The 22,086-nt window shown below is 70.6% G+C and carries 20 protein-coding genes and 2 rRNA genes; 19 read left to right on the top strand and 3 right to left on the bottom strand.

Annotated features, from left to right (window positions below; translation table 11 throughout):
• The 4 genes from VMN58_05490 to VMN58_05475 form a co-directional block, all read left to right on the top strand.
• Nucleotides 1-1,491 (top strand): 23S ribosomal RNA (locus tag VMN58_05490); the annotation flags it as partial.
• 83 nt (nucleotides 1,492-1,574) lie between these two features.
• Nucleotides 1,575-1,691, top strand: a 5S ribosomal RNA gene (rrf, locus tag VMN58_05485).
• Nucleotides 1,692-2,275: 584 nt separating this feature from the next.
• Nucleotides 2,276-2,956 carry a hypothetical protein gene (locus VMN58_05480; GenBank protein HUF32645.1) on the top strand — a complete coding sequence of 227 codons (681 nt, stop codon included), beginning with the start codon at nucleotides 2,276-2,278 and terminating at the stop codon, nucleotides 2,954-2,956.
• A 29-nt stretch (nucleotides 2,957-2,985) separates the two neighbouring features.
• Nucleotides 2,986-3,504 carry a single-stranded DNA-binding protein gene (locus tag VMN58_05475; protein HUF32644.1) on the top strand — a complete coding sequence of 173 codons (519 nt, stop codon included), beginning with the start codon at nucleotides 2,986-2,988 and terminating at the stop codon, nucleotides 3,502-3,504.
• Here the strand turns inward: VMN58_05475 and VMN58_05470 are convergent.
• Nucleotides 3,483-4,370, bottom strand: a complete 888-nt coding sequence (locus tag VMN58_05470; GenBank protein ID HUF32643.1) for a fructose bisphosphate aldolase — start codon at nucleotides 4,368-4,370, stop codon at nucleotides 3,483-3,485. The genes VMN58_05475 and VMN58_05470 overlap by 22 nt on opposite strands.
• 165 nt (nucleotides 4,371-4,535) lie before the next feature.
• Here VMN58_05470 and VMN58_05465 point away from each other — a divergent pair, with 165 nt between their 5' ends.
• From VMN58_05465 to VMN58_05420, 10 genes are all read left to right on the top strand, one after another.
• A complete protein-coding gene (locus VMN58_05465; GenBank protein ID HUF32642.1) occupies nucleotides 4,536-6,413 on the top strand; it encodes a 2-oxoacid:acceptor oxidoreductase subunit alpha in 1,878 nt (625 codons plus the stop codon).
• On the top strand, nucleotides 6,406-7,425 hold the full coding sequence (locus tag VMN58_05460) for a 2-oxoacid:ferredoxin oxidoreductase subunit beta (GenBank protein HUF32641.1): 1,020 nt from the start codon (nucleotides 6,406-6,408) through the stop codon (nucleotides 7,423-7,425). The genes VMN58_05465 and VMN58_05460 overlap by 8 nt, the downstream gene beginning before the upstream one ends.
• 137 nt (nucleotides 7,426-7,562) lie before the next feature.
• The gene (locus tag VMN58_05455) at nucleotides 7,563-8,696 is read left to right on the top strand and encodes a hypothetical protein (GenBank protein HUF32640.1); all 1,134 of its coding nucleotides are present in this window, start codon (nucleotides 7,563-7,565) and stop codon (nucleotides 8,694-8,696) included.
• The gene (locus VMN58_05450) at nucleotides 8,693-10,177 is read left to right on the top strand and encodes an ABC transporter substrate-binding protein (protein ID HUF32639.1); all 1,485 of its coding nucleotides are present in this window, start codon (nucleotides 8,693-8,695) and stop codon (nucleotides 10,175-10,177) included. Before VMN58_05455 ends, VMN58_05450 begins: the two co-directional genes overlap by 4 nt.
• Entirely contained in the window at nucleotides 10,177-11,142 is a 966-nt protein-coding gene (locus VMN58_05445) for a branched-chain amino acid ABC transporter permease (protein ID HUF32638.1), read from the top strand. The genes VMN58_05450 and VMN58_05445 overlap by 1 nt, the downstream gene beginning before the upstream one ends.
• Entirely contained in the window at nucleotides 11,142-12,440 is a 1,299-nt protein-coding gene (locus VMN58_05440; protein ID HUF32637.1) for a branched-chain amino acid ABC transporter permease, read from the top strand. The genes VMN58_05445 and VMN58_05440 overlap by 1 nt, the downstream gene beginning before the upstream one ends.
• Nucleotides 12,427-13,218, top strand: coding sequence for an ABC transporter ATP-binding protein (locus tag VMN58_05435; protein HUF32636.1), 792 nt, complete (start codon nucleotides 12,427-12,429; stop codon nucleotides 13,216-13,218). Before VMN58_05440 ends, VMN58_05435 begins: the two co-directional genes overlap by 14 nt.
• Complete coding sequence (locus tag VMN58_05430) at nucleotides 13,218-13,934, top strand: ABC transporter ATP-binding protein (GenBank protein HUF32635.1); 717 nt, start codon at nucleotides 13,218-13,220, stop codon at nucleotides 13,932-13,934. Before VMN58_05435 ends, VMN58_05430 begins: the two co-directional genes overlap by 1 nt.
• 7 nt (nucleotides 13,935-13,941) lie before the next feature.
• Nucleotides 13,942-14,538, top strand: coding sequence for a hypothetical protein (locus VMN58_05425; GenBank protein ID HUF32634.1), 597 nt, complete (start codon nucleotides 13,942-13,944; stop codon nucleotides 14,536-14,538).
• Between the two features lie 49 nt (nucleotides 14,539-14,587).
• Entirely contained in the window at nucleotides 14,588-15,601 is a 1,014-nt protein-coding gene (locus tag VMN58_05420; protein HUF32633.1) for an LLM class F420-dependent oxidoreductase, read from the top strand.
• Nucleotides 15,602-15,632: 31 nt separating this feature from the next.
• On the opposite strand, the gene VMN58_05415 is transcribed toward VMN58_05420, so the two are convergent.
• Both VMN58_05415 and VMN58_05410 read right to left on the bottom strand, forming a co-directional pair.
• Complete coding sequence (locus VMN58_05415; protein HUF32632.1) at nucleotides 15,633-16,892, bottom strand: hypothetical protein; 1,260 nt, start codon at nucleotides 16,890-16,892, stop codon at nucleotides 15,633-15,635.
• Nucleotides 16,893-16,897: 5 nt separating this feature from the next.
• Nucleotides 16,898-18,094 carry a DUF1015 domain-containing protein gene (locus VMN58_05410; protein ID HUF32631.1) on the bottom strand — a complete coding sequence of 399 codons (1,197 nt, stop codon included), beginning with the start codon at nucleotides 18,092-18,094 and terminating at the stop codon, nucleotides 16,898-16,900.
• Between the two features lie 44 nt (nucleotides 18,095-18,138).
• Between VMN58_05410 and VMN58_05405 the strand changes: the two genes are divergently transcribed.
• From VMN58_05405 to VMN58_05385, 5 genes are all read left to right on the top strand, one after another.
• Nucleotides 18,139-18,888 carry an HAD-IIA family hydrolase gene (locus tag VMN58_05405; protein ID HUF32630.1) on the top strand — a complete coding sequence of 250 codons (750 nt, stop codon included), beginning with the start codon at nucleotides 18,139-18,141 and terminating at the stop codon, nucleotides 18,886-18,888.
• Nucleotides 18,889-18,951: 63 nt separating this feature from the next.
• The gene (locus VMN58_05400; GenBank protein ID HUF32629.1) at nucleotides 18,952-19,410 is read left to right on the top strand and encodes a hypothetical protein; all 459 of its coding nucleotides are present in this window, start codon (nucleotides 18,952-18,954) and stop codon (nucleotides 19,408-19,410) included.
• A gap of 3 nt (nucleotides 19,411-19,413) precedes the next feature.
• A complete protein-coding gene (locus VMN58_05395) occupies nucleotides 19,414-20,241 on the top strand; it encodes a TlyA family RNA methyltransferase (protein ID HUF32628.1) in 828 nt (275 codons plus the stop codon).
• A gap of 1 nt (nucleotide 20,242) precedes the next feature.
• Nucleotides 20,243-21,106, top strand: coding sequence for an NAD(+)/NADH kinase (locus tag VMN58_05390; protein HUF32627.1), 864 nt, complete (start codon nucleotides 20,243-20,245; stop codon nucleotides 21,104-21,106).
• A 19-nt stretch (nucleotides 21,107-21,125) separates the two neighbouring features.
• Nucleotides 21,126-22,086: hypothetical protein (locus VMN58_05385; protein ID HUF32626.1), on the top strand; the 961-nt coding region annotated here is incomplete at its 3' end.

Below are 22,086 nucleotides of genomic sequence, written 5' to 3'. Positions count from 1 at the left end.
GTGTGGCAAATCTAAGAACGTCGCAATACGCGGGCCCTCGCAACATGATCAACATCGCGTCGTACATTTCCGGCTATTTCGACGGTGAAGGATGCTTCTCCGTATCGATCAGCCCCCGACCTTCGCTGAAGGTTGGATGGGAAGTTCGACCGAGCGTTTCGGTCAGCCAAAACGCTGATCGTGGCGAAGTGATCGCGCTGATATCCAAATACTTCGGATGCGGCTCGATCCGACCGGATCGAAGTGACAGGACCATCAAGTGGGAGACGAGACGTCTTGACGACATCGTCAGGTCTGTCCTACCTCATTTTGAGCGTCAGCCACTTCTGTCCGGGAAACAACGAGATGTCGATCTACTTGCAACGATCTGCCAGCAAATGCTGGCTGGTGACCATCGAACAAGGGATGGACTAATGCATATCGCTCAGCTGACTATCGAAATGAACCCGAGCGGTTTAAGGAGATACACGCTGACGGAGATCGAAGCGAGTGCAAGGTGAAGGCATAGTCTGTCCCACTGGAAACAGTGGAATTAGATGAAGTTCCGACCTGCACGAATGGCGTAACGACTTCACTACTGTCTCAACCACTGACCCGGCGAAATTGAAGTCCGAGTAAAGATGCTCGGTAGCTGTGACAGGACGGAAAGACCCCGTGGACCTTTACTACAACCTGATGTTGAGTTTTGGTACATATTGTGTAGGATAGGTGGGAGGCTTGGAAGCTGCAGCGCTAGCTGTGGTGGAGCCAACGTTGAAATACCACCCTGTATGTACTGGGGCTCTAACCCAGACCCGTGAATCCGGGTCGGGGACAGCGGCAGGCGGGTAGTTTGACTGGGGCGGTCGCCTCCTAAAGAGTAACGGAGGCGCCCAAAGGTTCCCTCAGGCTGGTTGGCAATCAGCCGTCGAGTGCAATGGCACAAGGGAGCTTGACTGCGAGACACACAGGTCGAGCAGGTGCGAAAGCAGGGCATAGTGATCCGGCGGTTGCGTGTGGAAGCGCCGTCGCTCAACGGATAAAAGGTACCCCGGGGATAACAGGCTCATCTTCCCCAAGAGTCCATATCGACGGGAAGGTTTGGCACCTCGATGTCGGCTCATCGCATCCTGGGGCTGAAGCAGGTCCCAAGGGTTGGGCTGTTCGCCCATTAAAGCGGTACGCGAGCTGGGTTTAGAACGTCGTGAGACAGTTCGGTCCCTATCCGCTGCAGCCGTAGGAGATTTGAGGAAGGCTGTCCCTAGTACGAGAGGACCGGGACGGACGCAGCTCTGGTGTGCCAGTTGTCCTGCCAAGGGCACGGCTGGTTTGCCACCTGCGGAAGGGATAAGCGCTGAAAGCATCTAAGTGCGAAGCCCGTTCCAAGATGAGATCTCCCACTGGGTCAACCAGGTAAGGCCCGTGGCCAGACGACCACGTTGATAGGCCGGAGGTGTACGCACAGCAATGTGTTCAGCCGACCGGTACTAATCGGCCGAGGGCTTGGATCTACTCGCTCGTGCTCGCTATCGAACGCTCACAGGAGCAGCCTCTCCCCTTCGGGGATGAGGCGCCTTGAACACCGTTCACCGTTTTCCGGTGGCCATGGCGGCAGGGTCACACCCGTTCCCATTCCGAACACGGAAGTTAAGCCTGCCAGCGCCGATGGTACTTGGGGGGAATCCCCCTGGGAGAGTAGGACGCCGCCGGATCATCTCGAAGAGAAGCCCCCTCCACGGAGGGGGCTTCTCGTCGTTTTCGGGGTCTCGGGGGACCCCGGTAGCGTGGCGAGGTGCCCACGCCCCCCGATCCCGACCGAGACGACCGCCGGCGGGGTGCGACCGGCGGTGGCGCACGACGTTCGCCCGGGTCCCGCCAGGGGCGCCCGCCGAGCCGGGGCCAGGCCGCCCGCGGAGGGGCATCGGGCAGCGCTCGTGGTGGTGCGCCCAGGAGCCAGGCCGGCCGCGGCCGCGACGACCAGGGTCGAGGCCGTCCCGGTGCCTCGACCGGTCGCCCCGGTCGCCCCGCGGGACGCGGCCGGCCCGAGCGCGCTCCCTCCCGTGGGCAGCGCGGTGCCGGTTGGGGCGACGGCCCTCGTCGGCCCAGCGGGGCTGCCGATCGGGCCAAGGACCCGCGGGCCGGTCGGTGGGGCGGTGTCGCTCGTCGGGGGACGCGGAACCTCGAGCCCGACCCCGGCCGCCCGAAGGAGCCGAACCGCGACCGCGGTGCGCCGGCCCGCCACCAGCAGGATCAGTGGATCGACGAGGGGCCCGTCCGCGACGAGGCCGCCTCGGCGGTGGCGCGGGGGGCACGGGGGGCCAAGAAGGGTCGCGTCCGCCGTCGCAAGGGCGAGCTCCCGGCTGAGGTCGCCGACGAGCTCGGTCGCGCCGTCGGTGCCGGTCGCGCCGGCAAGGTCCACGAGCGGCTCCGGGAGGCGGCCAAGGCGTACGAGGCCGAGCGATGGCGTGACGCCCGCCGGCTCCTCGCACCGCTGGCGGAGCAGGCGCCGAGCTCGGCCTCGGTCCGCGAGCTCCATGGCCTCTCGCTGTACCGGATGGGCCGCTGGCGTGAGGCGATCCGGGAGCTCGAGGCGTTCGAGATGCTCTCCGGCTCGGTCGACCAGCACCCCGTGATGGCCGACTGCCACCGCGCCCTCGGTCACGTGGCCCGGGTGCGGGAGCTGTGGGACGAGCTCCGGCGGGGCGGGGCAGCGATCGAGGTGCTGACCGAGGGACGGATCGTCACTGCCGCCACCATCGCGGATGCGGGCGACATCCCCTCGGCCATCAACCTGCTGCAGGAGGGACCGATCGGGGTCCGCAACCCCCAGGAGCACCACCTGCGGCTCTGGTACGCGCTCGCTTCGCTCTACGAGCGCGCTGGGGATGTCCCCCGGGCCAGGGAGCTGTTTCGGCGCATCTGCCTGGCGGACGTGAGCTTCGCCGACGCCGCCGACCGTCACGACGCCCTCGTCTGACCGGGTCGCTGTCACACGGCCTCCCTAGGGTGGCGTCGCTGCCGGTCACGGCAGCCACCTCCCCCTCTCGACGCCGGCACTCGCCGGCACGGTCCGCCGGCGACGCCGGCGAGGAGCAAGGGAGCACCGCCATGGTCAACGTCGTCGTCCTGCACGGACGCCTGTCCCGCCCGCCCGAGCGCCGATGGCTGCCCTCTGGGGACGAGCTGGTCAACCTCGAGGTCACCGTCGAGCGCGCGGAGGGACCCGCCGAGTCGGTCCCGGTCGTGTGGTTCGGCGCCCCGCCGTCGGTCGACGAGCTCGACGTCGGTGCCCAGGTGGCGGTCGCCGGTCGGGTGCGGCGCCGGTTCTTCCGGGCCGGCGGGAGCACGCAGAGCCGCACCGAGGTCGTGGCCGACGGCGTGGTGCCGGTCCGCCAGGCCGCCCGGGCACGCCGTCTGGTGGCGGGCGCCGCCGCCGCGGTCGACGACGGCCTGGCGGCGCTACCGGCCCCGCCCCGCCGGGCACGGGCACGCCCGGCGGCCGGTCAGGCGGTGGAGGCCTCGTAGATGGAGGCGATCGACCGGTCGAGCGTGGCGTCGAACTCCTCGTCGCTCTGCTGGGCCGAGAGGCCCTCGGTGAGCGCTCGGGAGAAGCTGGCGATGACGCCCTTGTTGCGGGCCAGGCGGGCGTTGGCCTCGTCGCGGCCGTAGCCACCCGACAGCGCCACGACCTTCAGCACCCGGGGGTGGTCGACGAGCTCCTGGTAGAAGCCGTCCTCGTCGGGCAACGTCAGCTTGAGCATCACCTGCTGGCCCTCGGGCAGCTGGTCGAGGCCGGCGACGAGGGCGGACCGGAGCAGGGCTTCGGCCTCGGCCTTCGAGGGGCTGTGGATGTCGATCTCGGGCTCGAGGATCGGGACGAGGCCGGCAGCGAGGATCTGGCGGCCCACCTCGAGCTGCTGGTCGACCACGGCCTGCACGCCGGCCTGGTCGGCCAGCTTGATCACGGATCGCATCTTCGTGCCGAAGATGCCCTTCCCGACGGCGCGGCTGAGGAGCTCGTCGAGGCCCGGCATGGGCTTCATGACCTGGGCCCCGTCGGCCTCGTCGGCCAGGCCCTTGTCGACCTTCAGGATGGGAACGACCGCCTTGACGTCCCAGAGGTACTCGGCGGACTCGCGCCCCTCGATCTGGCGATCCATGGTGTCCTCGAAGAGGATGGAGCCGAGGATGCGGTCACCGCCGAAGCTGGGGCTGGTGATGATCCGGGTCCGCATCTCGTGGATGCGGGTGAACATCTCCTCGTCGTTCGAGTACTGGTCCTCGTCGACGCCGTAGAGCTTCAGCGCCTTGGGGGTGCTGCCCCCGCTCTGGTCGAGGGCGGCGATGAAGCCGTCCCCACGCTGCACCTTCTGGAGCTGCTGTTGGTTCATGGAAGGGTTCCCGTCGGTCTGCCGGTCGTTCGTCGTGGCGGACGCTACCCAGCATCACCGGGGGCGGCGAGCGGGGTGCCGGAGGGGCCGGTGGCGCGTCGGAGACCGTCGTCTTCGCTGCTACCGTCGACTCCGTTCGAATTGCACGATGGGGGGATCCAGCTCGTGGCCGACACCGCACATCGCCCGGGAGAGACCAAGACGCTCGACCGGGTGGTCATCCGCTTCGCCGGGGATTCCGGCGACGGGATGCAGCTCACGGGCGACCGCTTCACCAGCGCCAGCGCCCTGTTCGGCAACGACCTCTCGACCCTGCCCGACTTCCCGGCCGAGATCCGGGCGCCAGCGGGCACCCTCGCCGGGGTCTCGGCGTTCCAGGTCCACATCTCCGACCACGACATCACCACGCCGGGCGACGCCCCGGACGTCCTGGTGGCGATGAACCCCGCCGCCCTGCGCGCCGAGCTGGGCACGTTGCGCCCCCTCGGGACGGTGATCCTCAACATCGACACCTTCGACGAGCGCAACCTCAAGAAGGCCGGGTACACGTCGAACCCCCTGGAGGACGACACCCTCGCCGGCCACACGGTCTACGAGGTGCCGATGACCAGCCTCACCCTGGAGGCGGTCAAGGACCTCGGGGTGAAGTCCCGCGACGCCGACCGGTCGAAGAACTTCTTCGCCCTCGGCCTCATCAGCTGGATGTACACCCGGCCCCTCGAACCCACGCTGGAGTGGGTGAAGGAGAAGTTCGCCAAGAACGCCCTGGTGGCCGACGCCAACATCGCCGCCCTCAAGGCGGGCCACGCCTTCGGGGAGACCGCCGAGCTGTTCGACCACCCCTTCGAGGTGCAGCCGGCCGAGCTGCCGTCGGGGACCTACACGAACATCACCGGCAACATCGCCCTGGCCTGGGGCCTCGTGGCAGCCGGTCAACAGGCCGGGTTGCCCATCTACCTCGGGTCGTACCCGATCACGCCGGCGTCCGACATCCTCCACGAGCTCTCGAAGCACAAGCGCTTCGGCATCCGCACCTTCCAGGCCGAGGACGAGATCGCCGGCATCGGCGCCGCCCTCGGTGCCGCCTTCGGCGGGCACTTGGGCGTGACCACCACCAGCGGTCCCGGGCTGTCGCTGAAGGCCGAGACCATGGGCCTGGCGGTGAGCCTCGAGCTGCCGCTCCTCATCATCGACATCCAGCGCGGCGGGCCCTCGACCGGGCTGCCGACCAAGACCGAGGCCGCCGACCTCCTCCAGGCCCTCCACGGCCGCCACGGCGAGTCGCCCATGCCGGTGGTGGCGGCGTACAGCCCCTCGCACTGCTTCCACGCCGCCCTCGAGGCTGCCCGCATCGCCATCACCTACCGCACGCCCGTGATCCTCCTCTCCGACGGCTACCTGGCCAACGGGGCCGAGCCCTGGCGGTTGCCCGACGTCGCGGAGCTGCCGACCATCGACCCGGCCTTCGCCACCGCTCCCAACCACACCGGCCCCGAGGGTGAGGACGAGTTCTGGCCCTACCTCCGCGACCCGGACACCCTCGCCCGGGCCTGGGCGACCCCGGGCACGCCCGGCCTGATGCACCGCATCGGCGGTCTGGAGAAGGCCGACGGCACCGGCAACATCTCCTACGACCCGGCCAACCACGAGCGCATGGTCCACCTGCGGGCGGCCAAGATCGCGGGCATCGACGTGCCCCCCGTCGAGGTCGAGGGCGACCCCGACGCCGACCTCCTCGTCCTCGGGTGGGGCTCCACCTGGGGGGCGATCAGCACCGCCGTCAACCGGGCGCGGGAGGCGGGTCACCGCGTGGCCCGGGCCCACCTCACCCACCTCAACCCCCTACCGGCGAACCTGGGCGAGGTCCTCGCCGGCCGGCGGAGGATCCTGGTGCCGGAGATGAACCTCGGCCAGCTCACGATGCTGGTCCGTGCCCGCTACCTCGTCGATGCCGAGGTGCTCTCGAAGGTGGCCGGCCAGCCCTTCACCGGGGCCGAGGTCGAGGCCCGCATCATGGACATCCTGGAGGAGCTCCGTGGCTGACACGACCATCCCCGTGACCACCCGCAAGGACTGGGCCAGCGACCAGGAGGTCCGCTGGTGCCCGGGGTGCGGTGACTACTCGATCCTGACCGCCATGCAGCTGCTCATGCCCGACCTCGGGGTCCGGCCGGAGAACACCGTCTTCCTGTCGGGCATCGGGTGCGCGGCTCGCTTCCCGTACTACATGGAGACCTACGGGATGCACTCCATCCACGGGCGGGCGCCGGCCATCGCCACCGGGCTCGCCATGGCCCGGCCCGACCTCGACGTCTGGGTGGTCACCGGCGACGGCGACTCGCTCTCGATCGGTGGCAACCACCTGATCCACGCCCTGCGGCGCAACGTCAACCTCACCATCTTGTTGTTCAACAACCAGATCTACGGGCTCACCAAGGGTCAGTACTCACCCACCAGCGAGGTCGGCAAGGTCACCAAGTCGACGCCGTTCGGGTCGCTCGACCAGCCGTTCAACCCGGTGAGCCTGGCGCTGGGGGCCGAGGCCACCTTCGTGGCCCGCACCCACGACATGGACCGCCAGCACATGATGGAGACCTTCCGGCGGGCGCATGCCCACAAGGGGGCAGCGCTGGTGGAGATCTACCAGAACTGCAACGTCTTCAACGACGGCGCCTTCGCCACCATCACCTCGAAGCAGAACCGGTCACAGGGCCTCATCCCGTTGGTGCACGGTGAGCCCATCCGCTTCGGCGACGACGGCGAACGGGGGGTCGCGCTAGACACGCAGGGCCACGCCACCATCGTCGACGTGGCCGACGTGGGCGTGGACGCCCTGCTCGTGCACGACGAGGCCCGGCCGGACCCCACGCTGGCGTTCACCCTCTCCCGGCTGGCGACCGGCCCCACCATGCCCACGCCCATCGGGGTGTTCCGGGCAGTGGAGCGCCTGGAGTACGGCAGCGAGGTCACTCGGCAGATGGCGGCCGCCCAGGACGAGTCAGGTCCGGGCGACCTGGCCGAGCTGCTGCGGTCCGCGGGCACCTGGGAGGCCTGACCGACGGGGCGCGAGTGTGACCACTGCCATGTGGGCACGGTGGCCAGGCAGGGGGTTCCCCTGTCCGGCGGTGAAGCAGGATGGCGGAACAAGTGACCGACCGGTAACTTACGGGGAAGGCCCCCGAGGAGACGCAGTTGCACGCACCACGCCCAGCGTTGGGACGCTGTGCCGCCGGACTGGCGGTGCTGGCCCTGATCGCCTCCGTCGCCTTCGCACTCGGCACCGGACCCGTGCAGGCCCAGGCCGGCGGCGAGGTCACGGCCGACAAGGAGGGCTGGTGGAACCGCCTCGCCGGCGCCGAGGACGAGGCGGGCGCCCCGGCGAACCCGCTCGGCGGGTCGCCCGCTCCGGCGCCCGACAGCGGGGTGCCCGAGGGTGCGGTGGCCGTGGGCGCTACCCTCGGTGAGACCGACAAGGTGGCCGCCATCGGGATCGTGCTGCCCGTCGAGCGGGGCGCCGTCGTGAGCGAGCTGCGGATGGACCTCGCCCTCGCCGAGGGCACGGGCGCCCAGCGCAACGAGGACGGCGCCGGGGTGCTGGCCTGCCCGATCACCGGGTTCTTCGTGCCGGAGGAGAACGGCGAGTTCGCCAACCGCCCCGAGGCAGACTGCGACATCTCCAACGCACCGGGTGAGCGTCTCGAGGACGGGTCCTGGACCTTCGACCTGACCGCCATCGCGTCCCTCTGGGTCGACTCGTCGGGGACGCTGATCCCCAACGGTGTCCTGCTGGTGCCCGACGTGGAGCCGCCGGAGTCGTTCCAGCTCTCCTTCGCCGGCCTGCCCGACGGGGTGACGTTCGCGTTCTCGGCCACCGCCGGCGGCGACCCCGATGACCCCTTCGGCGCCGACGGTGGCGGCTTCGACGACGCCCCCAGCCGTGGCGGCGGTGGGTTCGACCCAGGTTCGCCCCCCGCCGGCACGGGCGGCGGCTCGTTCACCCCACCGCCGCCGCCGGCCGCCGGACCGGGACCCGAGGTCGACGGTGACGACGAGGCGATCGACGCCCCCGCTGCTGGCGGATCCGATCAGGCCGCGCCCACCACCCAGCGCGAAAGCCAGGCAGGCAACACCCTCGGCAACATCCCGCCGGTCGCCTGGATCACCCTGGTGGCTGGACTCGCCCTCGCCGTCGTTGCCGCCTGGTCGCTCGGCTCGGCCAACCAGGTCGAGCCGACGGCGCGCCGCACCGGCGGCGTCAGCCGTGCTCTCGCCGCCCGCGCCACCGCGGCGCAGGCCGCCCCCCGAACCGCAACGGAGATGCCATGACCACCCGCCAGCGCACCAGCACCCGATTGGCCGTCCTGTTCGCTGTCCTCGCCCTGGTGGCGACGGCGTGCGGGCAGAAGCCCGATGTCGCCGACGTGGCCGCCGGAGGTGGTGGCTTCGACAGCTCGGGCCAGACCGGCGGTGGCGCCTTCGACGGTGGGGGCGGTGGCGGGGGCGACCTCGGCACGGGCTCACCCGATGGTGCGACCGGCGGCACAGGCGGCGGCACCGGTGGCGCCGGTGGCGGGGGGACCGGAGGGACCGCAGGCGGTGGCGCAGGCGGCACAGGCGGCGACCCCGCGGCTCCCGGAGGCGGTGGCGGCGCGGCTCCCGGCGGTGGCGGCGGCGGTGACGGTCCGGCGCCGGCCGGCGACCGCACCGGCATCAGCGAGACCACGATCAAGATCGGCATCCACGCCCCCGTGTCCGGCGCAGCGCCCTTCCCCCAGAACTCCTTCCGCGACGGCGCACCCGTCTACTGGGAGTTCCTGAAGGGCAAGGGTGGGGTGCACGGCCGCAACGGGGAGATCGTCTTCGAGGACGACCAGTTCGACCCGGCGGTCGCACGGCGCGTCTGCCAGAAGATGGTCGAGCAGGACAAGGTCTTCCTCCTCGTCGGCGGCGGTGGCGCCGACCAGATCACCGCCTGCGCCCAGTACGCCAACAGCGTCGGAGTGCCCTACCTGTCAGCCGGCGTCAACGAGGCGGTGCTCGACAGCATCCGCGCCTACTTCGCCCTCTCCATGACCTACTCACAGCAGTCGCCGCTGCTGGTGCAGCTGGCCAAGAACCAGCTGGGCGGGGGCAGCTTCGCCATCGCCGTGGCCGACACGCCGTCGTTCGCCGACGCCCACGCAAGCATCACCCGAGAGGCCCAGCAGGGTGGCCTGAACATCGTCTACAACAAGTCGATCCCGAAGAGCGTGACACCCGGCGAGGCGCTCTCCATCGCCCAGGAGCTGTGCACCGCCGACGGGGGGCAGCCGGCCGAGATCGTCTACATCCTCGCCAGCCCCACGACGTTCCTGAACATCGCCACCGCAGCGGGCGGCCAGAACTGCGTGCCGCAGTACATCGGCCCGGGCATCACCAGCGGGCTCAACACCGTCGCCCAGGTGGGTGGCAACAACATCGGCGCCGCCAAGTTCCTCTCGCCGTTCCCGCAGCTCGACGTCATCGACCGGCTCGACCCCGACTTCCGCCAAGCCTTCCGAGACCAGGGCAGGGGCAACCCGGACGACATCGCCCTCGCCCTGTGGGGCCTCAACAAGGTGCTGGCATCGATGTTCAACGAGGCCGGCCCGGACATGAGCCGCCAGAGCTTCGTGCAGACGCTCGAGTCGGGCGCCGAGTTCGCCAGCGGCGTCTTCCCGCCCGTGCGGTACTCGGCCGACAACCACTTCGGCGGCAGCCAGACCCACCTCCTCGAGGCGAATGACGGAGCGTTCCGGACCATCGCCGAGTTCGTGTCGAGCTTCTGATGGCCGCCATCCTCGATCGGGTCCGCAGCGAGCCGCGCGCGATGGTCGGGCCCGGCATCGGCATCGCCGTGGTGGCGCTCCTCCTCCTGAGCGGGTCGACGGGCAGGACATCGCTGATCATCGGGTTGATCACCGGCGCTGCCTACAGCCTGATCGCCATGGGCATCGTGCTGATCTACAAGTCGAGCGGGGTCTTCAACTTCGCCCAGGGCGAGTTCGGCACCGTCGCCATCTTCGTGCTCTTCCTGCTCCGCCAGAACGACGTCCCGTACGCCCTCGCGGCACTTCTCGCCCTCGTGGCCGCCGGGCTCATGGGTCTGGTCGTGGAGGTGGGTGTCGTCCGGCCACTGTTCGAGGCGCCGCGCGTCACCCTCCTCGTCGCCACCGCCGGCGTCGCGCTGCTCGCCATAGGGACCCAGGTGTGGCTCGGTGACAACACCCTGCGCAACGTGGAGCCCGCCCTCACCCGCGGTGACCGGATCCGGCCGCTCGGCATCTTCCTCTCGGACCAGCGACTCCTGATCCTGGCGGTCGTCGTGGTGGTCGGGGTGCTGCTCGCCGCCTTCTTCCGGACCAACCTTGGCCTGGCCGTCCTCGCCGCCTCGCAGGAGGCCACGGCAACCAACCTCGTGGGCATCTCGGTGCGCCGGCTCTCCAGCCTCGTGTGGCTCCAGGCGGCCCTCCTCGGCGGCGTGGCGGGCATCCTGCTCGGGCCGACCGAGTCCTTCACGCCGGGGTTCGTGACCTCTCGATACCTGATCCTCGGGTTCACCGCAGCGGTGATCGGTGGGATGAGCAGCCTGCCCGGCGCGGTGCTGGGCGGGGTGATCGTCGGCGTCGGTGAGGCGCTGGGTGCCGCCGGCACCCTGGGTGATGCCGTGCCGGGCGGTGGTTTCGTGATCACCTTCGCACTCCTCGCCGCCATCCTCGCCCTGCGACCGCAGGGCCTCCTGGGGAAGGCCTGATGGCCGCCGTGGATCCCGCCGACCTCACCGAGCCCACCGCCGTCGCCGCGCCGGCGGCCGAGCCGGAGATCTCGGGCGACGAGCACTTCCGCCCGTCACCGGCCGGATGGACCGCCCGGGGGGCGGTCGTGGCCGGCGTCGTCGCGCTGGTCGTCGGCGTCCCCCTGGTTCGAGAGCCGCTCGACAGCTTCGAGTTCGCCGGCGCCGCCATCTTCGCCATCATCGGCCTGAGCCTCAACGTCCTCATCGGCTACACGGGCACCATCTCACTCGGCCACAACGCCTTCGTGGGGGTGGGCGCGTTCACCACCGCCTACGTGGTCGGGCAGTCGGGCCAGCCCTTCCTCCTCGGGGTGGCGGCCGCCACGCTGATCGGCGCGTTGCAGTCGCTCATCCTCGGTGGCCTGGCGCTGCGCATCAGCGGCCTGTACTTCGCCCTGATCACCCTCAGCTACGGCGTCATGGCGCAGGAGAGCATCTTCGGGATCAGTGCCTTCACCGGCGGTGGGGCTGGCGCCAGCGCGCCGGCGCCAACCGGGCCCGTCGCCTATTACTTCATCTGCCTCGCCTTCCTCGGCGTGGTGCTCTGGGTCGACTGGCGCCTCATCCGCTCCAAGGGTGGCCGGGCGCTGCTCGCCCTGCGGGAGAACCCGCGGGTGGCGGCTTCGCTCGGGATCAACGTGAAGGCCCACACCCTCATGGCCTTCATGGTGGCTGGAGCGTTCGCCGGCCTCGGTGGCGCCCTGCTGGCGCATCGCAACGTGGTGGTGAGCCCCACGACCTTCAGCTTCCAGCTCGCCCTTCTGTTCGTGATCATGACCGTCGTGGGTGGCCTCCGCAGCCGGGTGGGCATCATCATCGGCTCGTCGCTCTTCGCGCTCCTCACCTACCTCGTGCGCACCGTGCCCGGCTTCGAGCGCACCCTTGCCCGCTGGGACCTCGTCATCCCGCTCGTCCTCGTCGTCGCGGGCGCTGCGATCGTCATCAACCACCTCCGGCGGCGGGGACCACTCACGCCCTTCGTGGTGGTGGCAGGCCTCGTGGCGCTCCTCGCCCTCCTCGTGCTCTCACCCGTGACCGTGCCGTACCTCGAGGCCCGGCTCTCGGAGATCCCGAGGCTGAACCCCGAGGCGTCCCGCAACGTGGTCGGACCCGTGCTCCTGCTGCTCGTGCTCACCCGCCTTCCCGGTGGCATCGGCCAGCTCACGAAGCCGGTGCAGCTCTGGCTTCGGGGCGAGCGCTTCGACTGGTCGGTCGGCAAGGAGAAGGAGGTGCAGATCACCGATGTCCGTGCTTGAGACCAACGAGCTGAGCATCCGCTTCGGTGGGGTGCAGGCCGCCCGCGACGTCTCCATCTCCCTCGGAGAGTGGGAGATCGTCGGCATCATCGGCCCGAACGGCGCCGGAAAGACGACCACGTTCAACATGATCACCGGCTTCTACCAGCCCAACAGCGGCACGGTTCGCTACCGGGGGACGGACATCACCGAGATGAAGGTGCACGAGCGCGCCGCGCTGGGCCTGGGGCGGACGTTTCAGAACGTCGGGCTCGTCAAGGGCTCCACCGTCCGGGAGAACCTGCTCACCGCCCAGCACCTCCAGGCGCGCTACGGCGTGCTCGCGGGGATGCTCGGGTCGCCGGCGAGCATGGAGACCGAGCGTCAGCTGCGCGCCCGGGCCGACGCCATCCTCGAGATCGTCCGGCTCGACCACCTGGCAGACACACGGGTGCAGGGCCTGCCCTACGGTGACCTCAAGCGGGTGGAGATCGCCACGGTGCTGGCCACCGACCCCGACGTGCTCCTCCTCGACGAGCCGTCGTCGGGCATGGGGCCCGAGGAGGCCCACCAGCTCGGCGACACCCTCCTCGACCTCCGCCGGGAGTTCGGCCTCAGCATCATGATGATCGAGCACCACGTGCCGCTCGTGGTGCGGGTGTGCGACTACGTCTACTGCCTCAACTTCGGCGAGATGCTGGCCGAGGGCCTGCCGAACGTCGTCCGCAACCATCCCGAGGTCGTGCGGGCATACATGGGTGAGGACGTCGACACCGAGGACGCCGAGGTGGACGTCTGATGGCGCTGCTCGAGATCGAAGACCTCCAGGTGGGCTACGGCTTCCCCGTGCTCATGGGCATCAGCCTCGAGGTGGCAGAGGGGGAGACCGCCGTCTTGTTCGGCCTCAACGGCGCGGGCAAGACCACCACGGTGGCCACCATCGCCGGCCTGCTGGCACCCGACCGCGGCTCCATCCGCTTCGACGGCGAGGAGATCGCCGGCACTTCCGCCGCCGCCCTCGTGCCGAAGGGGATCGCGCTGGTGCCCGAGGGCCGCCGCGTCTTCCCCGGCCTCTCGGTGGCCAACAACCTCCGGATGGGCGCATGGGTGCGCCGAAAGGACACCAAAGGCGTCGCCGCGTCCCGCGACCTCGTCTACGAGTACTTCCCCCGACTTGCCGAGCGAGCTGATCAGCACGCGGGCACCCTCTCCGGTGGCGAGCAGCAGATGCTGGCCATCGGTCGGGCCATGATGAGCCGCCCCCGGCTGCTCCTCATCGACGAGGCCTCCCTCGGGCTCTCGCCGGCGCTGGCCAAGACGGTGTTCCAGGTCGTGGAGAAGATCAACGACGACGGGGTCACGGTGATCATCGTCGAACAGAACGTCGGTGTGCTGCCCTACGCCGACCGTGCCCTGATCATGGAGAAGGGCACCATCACGTACCACGGCGTCGGCGACGAGATCCAGAACGCCAACCTGCGCGAGCGCTACCTGGGCTCGGCTGAGGAGGAGTGAGTCAGCGATGAGCGACCAGACCGACCAGACCGACCAGACCACCGGCCAGCGGGGACCGAGCCTCGCCGGCGTCGGCGCATTCGTGGGCCAGCTCGGCGGCAAGCTCGGCATCGGCGTGTCGGTGCTCGGCTTCATCGTGATCTTCCTCGGGTGGAACGGGGCAGCGAGCTTCAACGACCTCCGCCAGCAGTTCCCCTACCTCGTGTCGGGCGGGATCGCGGGACTCGGCCTCGTCACGATCGGCGCCGCCCTCCTCATCGTCGAGAACAGCCGCAAGGAGCGGGTGGAGCTCACCCTTGCCCTCGCGGAGCTCACCCGTGCCGTCGAGGCCATGGGCTCGCCGACGACCAACGGCGCCGGCGCCGATCCGCCGATGCTCAGCGTCGCCCCTGGCCAGGTCGTCGCCGGGGCCAGCTCGTACCATCGGCCCGAGTGCCGCCTGGCGCAGGGTCAGGCCGACGCCGAGGGGATCGACCCCAGCGAGGCGCTCGAGCAGGGGCTCGCCCCGTGCCGGATCTGCACGCCGCCGACCGGTGATGTCACCGGCGAGGTGGCCGTCGTCGACGACGACACGCCCCGCCGCCGCCAGCTCAAGGCGAAGTAGCGGGGCCCGTCACCGACGGAACCCTCCCACCCAGACCTAGGGTGCAGGGATGCGCCTCGGACTGAACCTCGGGTACTTCGGTGCCGCCGCCCCGTCGGACACGATCCCCTTCGTGCAGCATGCCGAGTCACTCGGCTTCCACTCGGCCTGGACGGCCGAGGCCTACGGGTCCGACGCCATCGTGCCGCTGACGTGGGTTGCCGCCCACACCACGACCATGAACGTGGGCTCGGCCATCATGCAGATGCCGGCGCGGACCCCGGCCAGCACGGCGATGACGGCAGCAACGCTCGATCTGCTCTCGGGCGGCCGGTTCCTTCTGGGCCTCGGCCTCTCGGGCCCGCAGGTGGTGGAGGGCTGGCACGGCGAGGCCTACGGCAAGCCTCTCGGCAAGACGCGCGAGTACGTCTCGATCGTCCGGTCGATCCTCGCTCGCGAGGAGCGCCTCGAGCACCACGGCGAGCACTACGACATCCCCTACAGCGGGCCCGACGCCACCGGGCTGGGCAAGCCGCTCAAGCTGATCCTCCACCCGCACCGACCCGACATCCCCATCTACCTGGCGGCCATCGGGCCGAAGAACGTGGCTCTGACCGCCGAGATCGCCAACGGTTGGCTCCCCATCTTCTTCGCCCCCACGCGCTTCCAGGAGACCTATGGCGAGGCGTTCGCGGGCGTCGATCTGTCGGTGTTCGACATCGCCCCGTCGGTCACCGTGGTCCTCGGCGACGACGTCGACGCCTGCCGAAGCATGGTCAAGCCCATGCTCGCCCTCTACATCGGTGGCATGGGGGCTCGGGGCCGGAACTTCTACAACGACCTGGCGTGTCGCTACGGCTACGAGGCAGAGGCCAAGGCCATCCAGGACCTCTACCTCGACGGCAAGAAGGGCGACGCGGCCGCCGCGGTGCCCGACGCTCTCGTCGACGAGGTGTCGCTGTGCGGACCGAAGGAGCGCATCGCCGACCTGCTCGGGCCGTGGCGTGAGTCGCCGGTGACCACCATGATCTGCGGTACGGCCCAGAAGGAGGCCCTCGAGGTGATGGCCGAGCTGGTGTCCTAGGGGCTCACGGGTCCTGTCGCCGAGGCCCTTCCTAGGAGCGGCCCCGCCGGATGACGGCAGGGTTGTAGCAGGTGCCCTTCATCCCGAGCATCTGGGGCGGCACGCAGAGGTTGCTGTTCTGGCAGCGGCGGGGCTCGGGGCTGCCGGCGAGGATGCGCGCCGCGAGGTCGGGCTCGGCGTAGAAGGGACGGCCGAGGCCGACCAGGTCGGCCTGGCCGTCGTCGAGGATCTGGTTGACCTCCTCGGCGCTGCGGATGCCGCCCACGGCGAACACGGGGATCGACACCCGGGATTTGGCAGCGGTGAAGAGCTGGCGGTTCCAGACCGGGCGGAACGGTGCCCGTCGTCCGCCCACCACGTAGCCGGCGGTGAGGACGGCGCGCCGGACCCGGGAGGGCGCGGCCTGCTCGAAGCGCTTGCGGATCCCGCCCTCCCGCAGGATCGACGCCGGGACCCCGCCCCGGCTCAGCGTGGTGTCGGGGAACACCGAGACCTCCACCGGTGTCACCGCGTGGTAGCCCCACTCCTCGGCGAGCTCGCAGGTCCGCAGCGCCTCGTCCTGCGACACCCTGGGCAGGCCGGGCAGCGCGGTCTCGGCCGGGACCTTGACCGTGCAGGCGAAGTCGTCTCCCGCCCGCTCGGCGATCGCCTCCCGGATGACCCGGAGGAGGCTCGCTCGCCGCTCGGGGGAGCCTCCGAACTCGTCGGTGCGGCGGTTGTAGAACGGCGAGAGGAACTGGTCGAGGAGCTTGGCGTTGGCCGACGCCAGCTGGATCCCGTCGTAGCCGGCCTCGCGGGCCCATGCGGCGACGTCGCCGTAGCGGTCGGCCATGGCCCGGACCTCGTCGGTGCTCATGACGTGCACCGGGACACCCCGAAACGCCGGTCGCAGGAACCACGGCAGTGGCGAGGCGGCGAGGAGGGGCCCGCGCCGTTGCGACGCGTACGGCTCGTGCCAGGCCTCCATGGCGTAGATGCCACCGTGGCCGACCTGGAGCCAGATCGCAGCGCCCTCCGCGTGGACGGCGTCGACCATGGGGGCGAGGCGCAGCACTCGCTCGCGGGTGTCGACGAGGGTCATCCCCGGTGAGGTCCGACCCTCGTCGAAGAGGCACGAGTTGCCCTGGATCACCAGGCCCACCCCGTTGCTGGCGTTCTCGACGAATGCCTTGGCGTAGATGTCGGCCGCGTCGGGTCCGTCACCGGCTCCCTCCAGGACCGGCGCTCGGTAGAGGCGGTTCCGGATGGTCACCGAACCGATGGTGATCGGCGTCGTCAGCGTGGAGCCCATCGCTGTCATGCCTCGAGGGAGCGGAAGAGCATGCCGGTGCGGATCTTCGGGTGGAAGTACGTGGTCTTCGGCGGCATCCGCTCACGACGGTGAGCCATCGCCTCGATCTGGGCCACGGTCGCCGGGCGTAGCAGCACCCCGGCGGCGGCCTCGCCTGCCGCCACCTTCCGGAGCACGTTGTCGGTGCCGTGCTGGTAGGTGACGCGGTGGTCGCCGAGGGTGGCACGCGCCACGTCGAGACGGCTGGAGTCGAGGTCGGGCATGTCGTCGGGGAACGCCTCGGGGCGGGGTCGCAGCAGCCACGCGTGGCCGCCCTCGCGGACCAGGGCGAGGGCGCCGAGCTCGGCCATGGCGTCGGTGAGCGTGAGGTCGGCTTCCGGCGCGGGGACGATGTCGAAGAACGGCGCGAGGGCGAGGGACAGATCGACGTCGCCCGGGAGGTCGTCGAGGAGGCGGTGGATGGGCCGCACGGCGAGCTCGTCCTCGGTGAGCTCGACGACGAGCGCGAGGGTGAGGTCCCAGGGCCCGGCCTGGTCGCCGTTGGCGGCTCGCACCTCGTTGCGGTACGCCAGCGACGTCTCGAAGCGGTGGTGCCCGTCGGCGATCACGACCGGCGCCGACGCCACGACGCCACTGATCGAGGCGATCACCGCCTCGTCGGTGACCCGCCAGAGGGCGTGGACCACACCGAGCTCGTCGGTCACCTCGGCCAGCGGGGGCTCGCTGATGTCGACCAGCGCGGAGAGGCCCGTCGCCAGCGAGAGGCCCCAGATGGGGGAGAGGTTGTGGTGGGTGGAGCGGAGGAGGTCGAGGCGGTCGCTCTTGGCTTTCGGGGTGGTGTGCTCGTGGGGGAGGACGTCGCCCTCGCCGGGGGGCTCCAGGCCGAGGCCGCCGAGGATGCCGGTGGTGTCGCGGGGGTTGTCCTGCTCGTCGACGTAGGTCATGCGGTAGGCGTAGAACGACGGGGCATCGTCGGTGACGAGGGTGCCGTCGGCCTGCCACCGGGCAAGGGTGGCAGCGGCTTCCGCGTAGGGGTCGTCGCCATCGACCGGCATGTCGATGCGCACCACGTTGCGGTCGTGACGGGCAGCGAGGGCGGCCCGCTCGTCGGGGTCGATGACGTCGTACGGCGGCGAGGTGGCGGCGGCGAGGTCGACGGTGTCGGCGTAGCGCAGGCCGGCGAACGGCTCGAAGCGGGGCATGACCCGTTGCTACCACGCCGGCCCCCGCCCGGTACCGTCCGGTCGTGGCCTGGGTGCTCGACCTCGACGGAGTGGTGTGGCTGGGTCACCAGGTGATCCCGGGTGCGCCCGAAGCCGTGGCCCGGCTGCGAGCGGCGGGCGAGCGGGTGGTCTTCGTCACCAACAACTCGTCGGCGAGGGTGGGGGACAAGGAGGCCGAGCTGGAAGGCCACGGGATCCCGGCGTCGGGTGACGTCCTCACCTCGGCGATGGCGGCCGCCTGGTTGCTCGAGCCCGGCTCCACGGCCCTGGTGTGCGCCGGGCCCGGGGTCGACGAGGCCCTCGAGCTTCGGGGGGTGACGGCCGTGCGCGAGGGAGACGCCGATGCCGTGGTCGTGGGCTTCCACCTCGACTTCGACTACGGCCGGCTGCTGGTGGCTCACCGCGCCGTGCGGCGCGGCGCTCGCCTCGTGGCCACCAACGACGACCCGACGTACCCCACCCCACACGGCCTCATCCCGGGGGGTGGGGCGATCGTGGCGGCCGTTGCCACCGCGTGCGGGATCCCGGCGGTGGTCGCCGGCAAGCCGAACCCGCCCATGGCCGCCCTCGTCGACGACCTGGTCGGTGGGGGACCGCACACCGTGGTGGGCGACCGCGACGACACTGACGGCGCCTTCGCCCGGGCTCTCGGTGCCCGCTTCGCTCTCGTGCTCAGTGGCGCCACCACCGCGGGCGAGGTGCCCACCGACCCCGCGCCCGACCTGGTCGCGCCGGACCTCGCCACCCTCGTCGCCGCCGCCCTGCGAGGCTGATCCCGGCGTACCGCACGGCGCCGCAACTGGCCCATGGACCCCGACCACGTCTAGCGTCGGGGCATGGCCCAGAACGACATGCTCAAGCGATACCTCGACGCCGGGGTTGCCTTCACCCAGATGACCCAGCGCAAAGCCGAGAGCATCGTGAAGGATCTCGTGGCGACGGGTGAGGTGCAGTCCGGCCAGACCCAGGCCAGGGTCCAGGAGCTCCTCGAGCGCAGCCGCGAGAACACCGAGCGCCTCCTCGAGCAGGTGCGCACCGAGGTTCGCGAACAGGTCAACGCGCTCGGCCTCGCCACCACCTACGACATCTCCCGGTTGCGGGCCGAGATCGCCGACCTCAAGGCTGCGGGTGGGGCCTCGCCAAAGAAGACCGCGGGCAAGAAGGCGTCGACCAAGAAGACCGCGGGCAAGAAGGCGTCGGCCAAGAAGACCGCGGCCAAGAAGACCACGGCCAAGAAGACCACGGCGAAGAAGGCTCCGGCCAAGAAGGCCGGCGGCGCCACCCGACGGCCCTAGACCCTGCGCCGTCGCCTCGACGCCGAGCTCGTGCGGCGGGGCCTGGCCCCGAGTCGCGAGCGCGCCCGTGAGGCGATCGACGCAGGCCAGGTGATCGTCTCAGGAGCACCCGCCGCGAAGGCGTCGCGCCAGGTCGGCACGGGGGAGCCCATCGAGGTGCTCGGGCCACGCCCGCGCTTCGTGAGCCGTGGCGGGCTCAAGCTCGATGCCGCGCTCGATCGCTTCCCCGTCGAGGTGGTCGGCCGCCGTGCTCTCGACGCCGGCGCCTCCACCGGCGGCTTCACTGACTGCCTCTTGCAGCGGGGCGCCGCCGAGGTCGTGGCCGTCGACGTCGGCTACGGGCAGCTCCACGAGCGTCTTCGATCGGACGACCGGGTGCGGAACCTGGAGCGGACCAACGTCCGACACCTCGAACCGGGCCACCCGGGGCTCGGACCGCCGGTCGAGGTGGTGGTGGCCGACCTGTCGTTCATCTCGCTCGCGACCGTCCTCCCTGCGCTCCTCGCCGTGGCGTCCCCGGGAGCCGACGTGGTCGCCCTGGTGAAGCCGCAGTTCGAGGCGGGGCGGGCGGAGGTCAGCAAGGGTCGGGGGGTGGTGCGCGACCCGGCGGTGTGGCGACGGGTGCTCGATGAGGTCGCTGTCGCCGTCGCGGGGGCTGGCGCGACCATGATGGACGCCATGGTCTCCCCGCTCACCGGGGCGGAGGGCAACGTCGAGTTCCTCGTCCACCTCGTCGCGGCCACCCCCGGCACCGATGCCGCCTCGCCGACGGCTGTCGACGTCGACCTCGACGCGGTCGTGGCCGACGCCGTCTCCCGGTTCGGGGCCTGAGTTGGCCGTCGTCGGGATCGTGCTCCACCACGGCCGGACCGAGGCCGGGGCGCTCGCGGGGCAGATCGCCCGTTGGCTGGCCGAGCGTGGCCACGAGGTGCGCCTCAGCGCCGAGGAGGCGGCGATCGCCGGCCTCGACGAGCACGCGGCGCCGTCCGACGAGCTCGTCCCCGGCCTCGACGTGGCCATCAGCCTCGGGGGTGACGGGACCATGTTGCGCACCGTCGACCTGGTGGCCGACGGCGAGGTGCCCGTCATCGGGGTCAACCTCGGGAACCTCGGTTACCTCACCGAGATCGAGCCAGCCCAGGTGCTCCCTGCCCTCGAGCGCTTCCTCTCCGGTTCCTACGATGTGCAAGAGCGCATGCGCATGGTGGTTCGCGTCGATGCGCCGTCCAGCGCCGAGCTCGGGTCCTCCTCGTACCCGGCGCTCAACGAGGCTGTGCTCAGCAAGACCCCGACCGGCCAGATCGTGCGCGTCCTGGTGTCGGTCGACGGCGAGCGGTTCACCACGTACCACACTGACGGGATCATCATCGCCACGCCCACGGGCTCCACGGCCTACGCCTGGTCGGCGGGTGGGCCGATCATGTCGCCCGACCACACGGCCCTGCTGCTGACGCCCGTGGCCCCGCACATGCTCTTCGACCGCTCCCTGGTCCTGCCCCCGACCTCGACGGTCCGCCTCGAGGTCGTCGCCGACCGCCCGGCCAGCCTCTCGGTCGACGGGCGGAGCCTCGGGCTCCTCGAGGAGGGTGATGCCATCGAGTGCACCGCAGCCGCCTATCCGGCGCGCCTGGTGCGCTTCGAGCCGCGGAGCTTCCTTGAGATCTTGAAGGCCAAGTTCGGGCTCAACGACCGGTGAGCGGGCAGGGAGGGACCCGGTGCTGACCGAGCTGGTCGTGGAGGACCTCGGGGTCATCGCCCGGCTGTCGCTCGTCCTCGGCCCGGGGATGACTGCGGTGACGGGCGAGACCGGTGCCGGCAAGACCCTCGTCGTCACGGCCATCGAGCTGCTCGTCGGCGGTCGGGCCGATGTGGGGGTGGTGCGTCCCGGTGCGGAAGAGGCCAGGGTGGAGGGCCGCTTCGTCGACGCGGCAGGGGACGAGGTCGTGCTGGCGCGCGTCGTCCCTGCCACGGGCAGGTCCCGCGCCTACGTCGATGGCCGTCTGGCACCTGTGGCTGCCCTCGCCGAGCTCGGAGCGGGGCTGGTCGACCTGCACGGCCAGCACGACCACCAGGCGCTCCTCTCGGTGTCCACCCAACGCCGGGCGCTGGACCGCTTCGGCGGCGTCGACCTCGCCGAGCTGGAGCAGGCTCGTGCCCGGGTGGCGGAGATCGACGCCGACCTCGCTGCCCTCGGCGGCGACGAGCGTTCACGTGCACGCGAGATCGACCTCCTGCGCTACCAGGTCGAGGAGCTCGAGCGAGCGGATCTGCGGGATGCCGACGAGGATGCCTCCCTTGCCGCCGAGGAGGACCTCCTCGGCGACGCCGCATCGCATCGTGAGGCCGCGGCGGCCGCCCACGAGGCCTTGAGCGGCGAGGGGGGAGCCATCGATGCCCTCGGTCGCGCCGTGGCTGCCGTGGCAGGTCGATCGCCCCTGGCCGACGTCGAGGGCCGGTTGCGCGGTGCGGCTGCCGAGCTGGCGGACGCGACCGGTGAGGTGCGGACCGCCGGTGAGTCGATCATCGACGACCCGGCCCGCCTCGAGGTGATCCGCGAGCGACGGCACCTGCTCCACGAGCTGCGCCGCAAGTACGGGGAGTCGCTCGGCGAGGTCATGGCGTTCGCCGACCGCGCCCGCGCCCGGCTCGACGAGCTGGAGGGCCACGACGCCCGCG

Source organism: Acidimicrobiales bacterium (assembly GCA_035512495.1).
Taxonomy (GTDB): Bacteria; Actinomycetota; Acidimicrobiia; order Acidimicrobiales; family CADCSY01; genus DATKDW01.
This window is presented reverse-complemented; position numbering and strand designations above follow the sequence as displayed.

Bases quoted from the DNA above. Each gene is read 5' to 3' on its own strand.
- VMN58_05440 (HUF32637.1), top strand. From the start codon at position 11,142: ATGGCCGCCGTGGATCCCGCCGACCTCACCGAGCCCACCGCCGTCGCC.
- VMN58_05435 (HUF32636.1), top strand. From the start codon at position 12,427: ATGTCCGTGCTTGAGACCAACGAGCTGAGCATCCGCTTCGGTGGGGTG.
- VMN58_05410 (HUF32631.1), bottom strand. From the start codon at position 18,094: ATGCCCCGCTTCGAGCCGTTCGCCGGCCTGCGCTACGCCGACACCGTC.
- VMN58_05415 (HUF32632.1), bottom strand. From the start codon at position 16,892: ATGGGCTCCACGCTGACGACGCCGATCACCATCGGTTCGGTGACCATC.
- VMN58_05430 (HUF32635.1), top strand. From the start codon at position 13,218: ATGGCGCTGCTCGAGATCGAAGACCTCCAGGTGGGCTACGGCTTCCCC.
- VMN58_05425 (HUF32634.1), top strand. From the start codon at position 13,942: ATGAGCGACCAGACCGACCAGACCGACCAGACCACCGGCCAGCGGGGA.
- VMN58_05445 (HUF32638.1), top strand. From the start codon at position 10,177: ATGGCCGCCATCCTCGATCGGGTCCGCAGCGAGCCGCGCGCGATGGTC.
- VMN58_05470 (HUF32643.1), bottom strand. From the start codon at position 4,370: ATGAACCAACAGCAGCTCCAGAAGGTGCAGCGTGGGGACGGCTTCATC.
- VMN58_05400 (HUF32629.1), top strand. From the start codon at position 18,952: ATGGCCCAGAACGACATGCTCAAGCGATACCTCGACGCCGGGGTTGCC.
- VMN58_05420 (HUF32633.1), top strand. From the start codon at position 14,588: ATGCGCCTCGGACTGAACCTCGGGTACTTCGGTGCCGCCGCCCCGTCG.
- VMN58_05450 (HUF32639.1), top strand. From the start codon at position 8,693: ATGACCACCCGCCAGCGCACCAGCACCCGATTGGCCGTCCTGTTCGCT.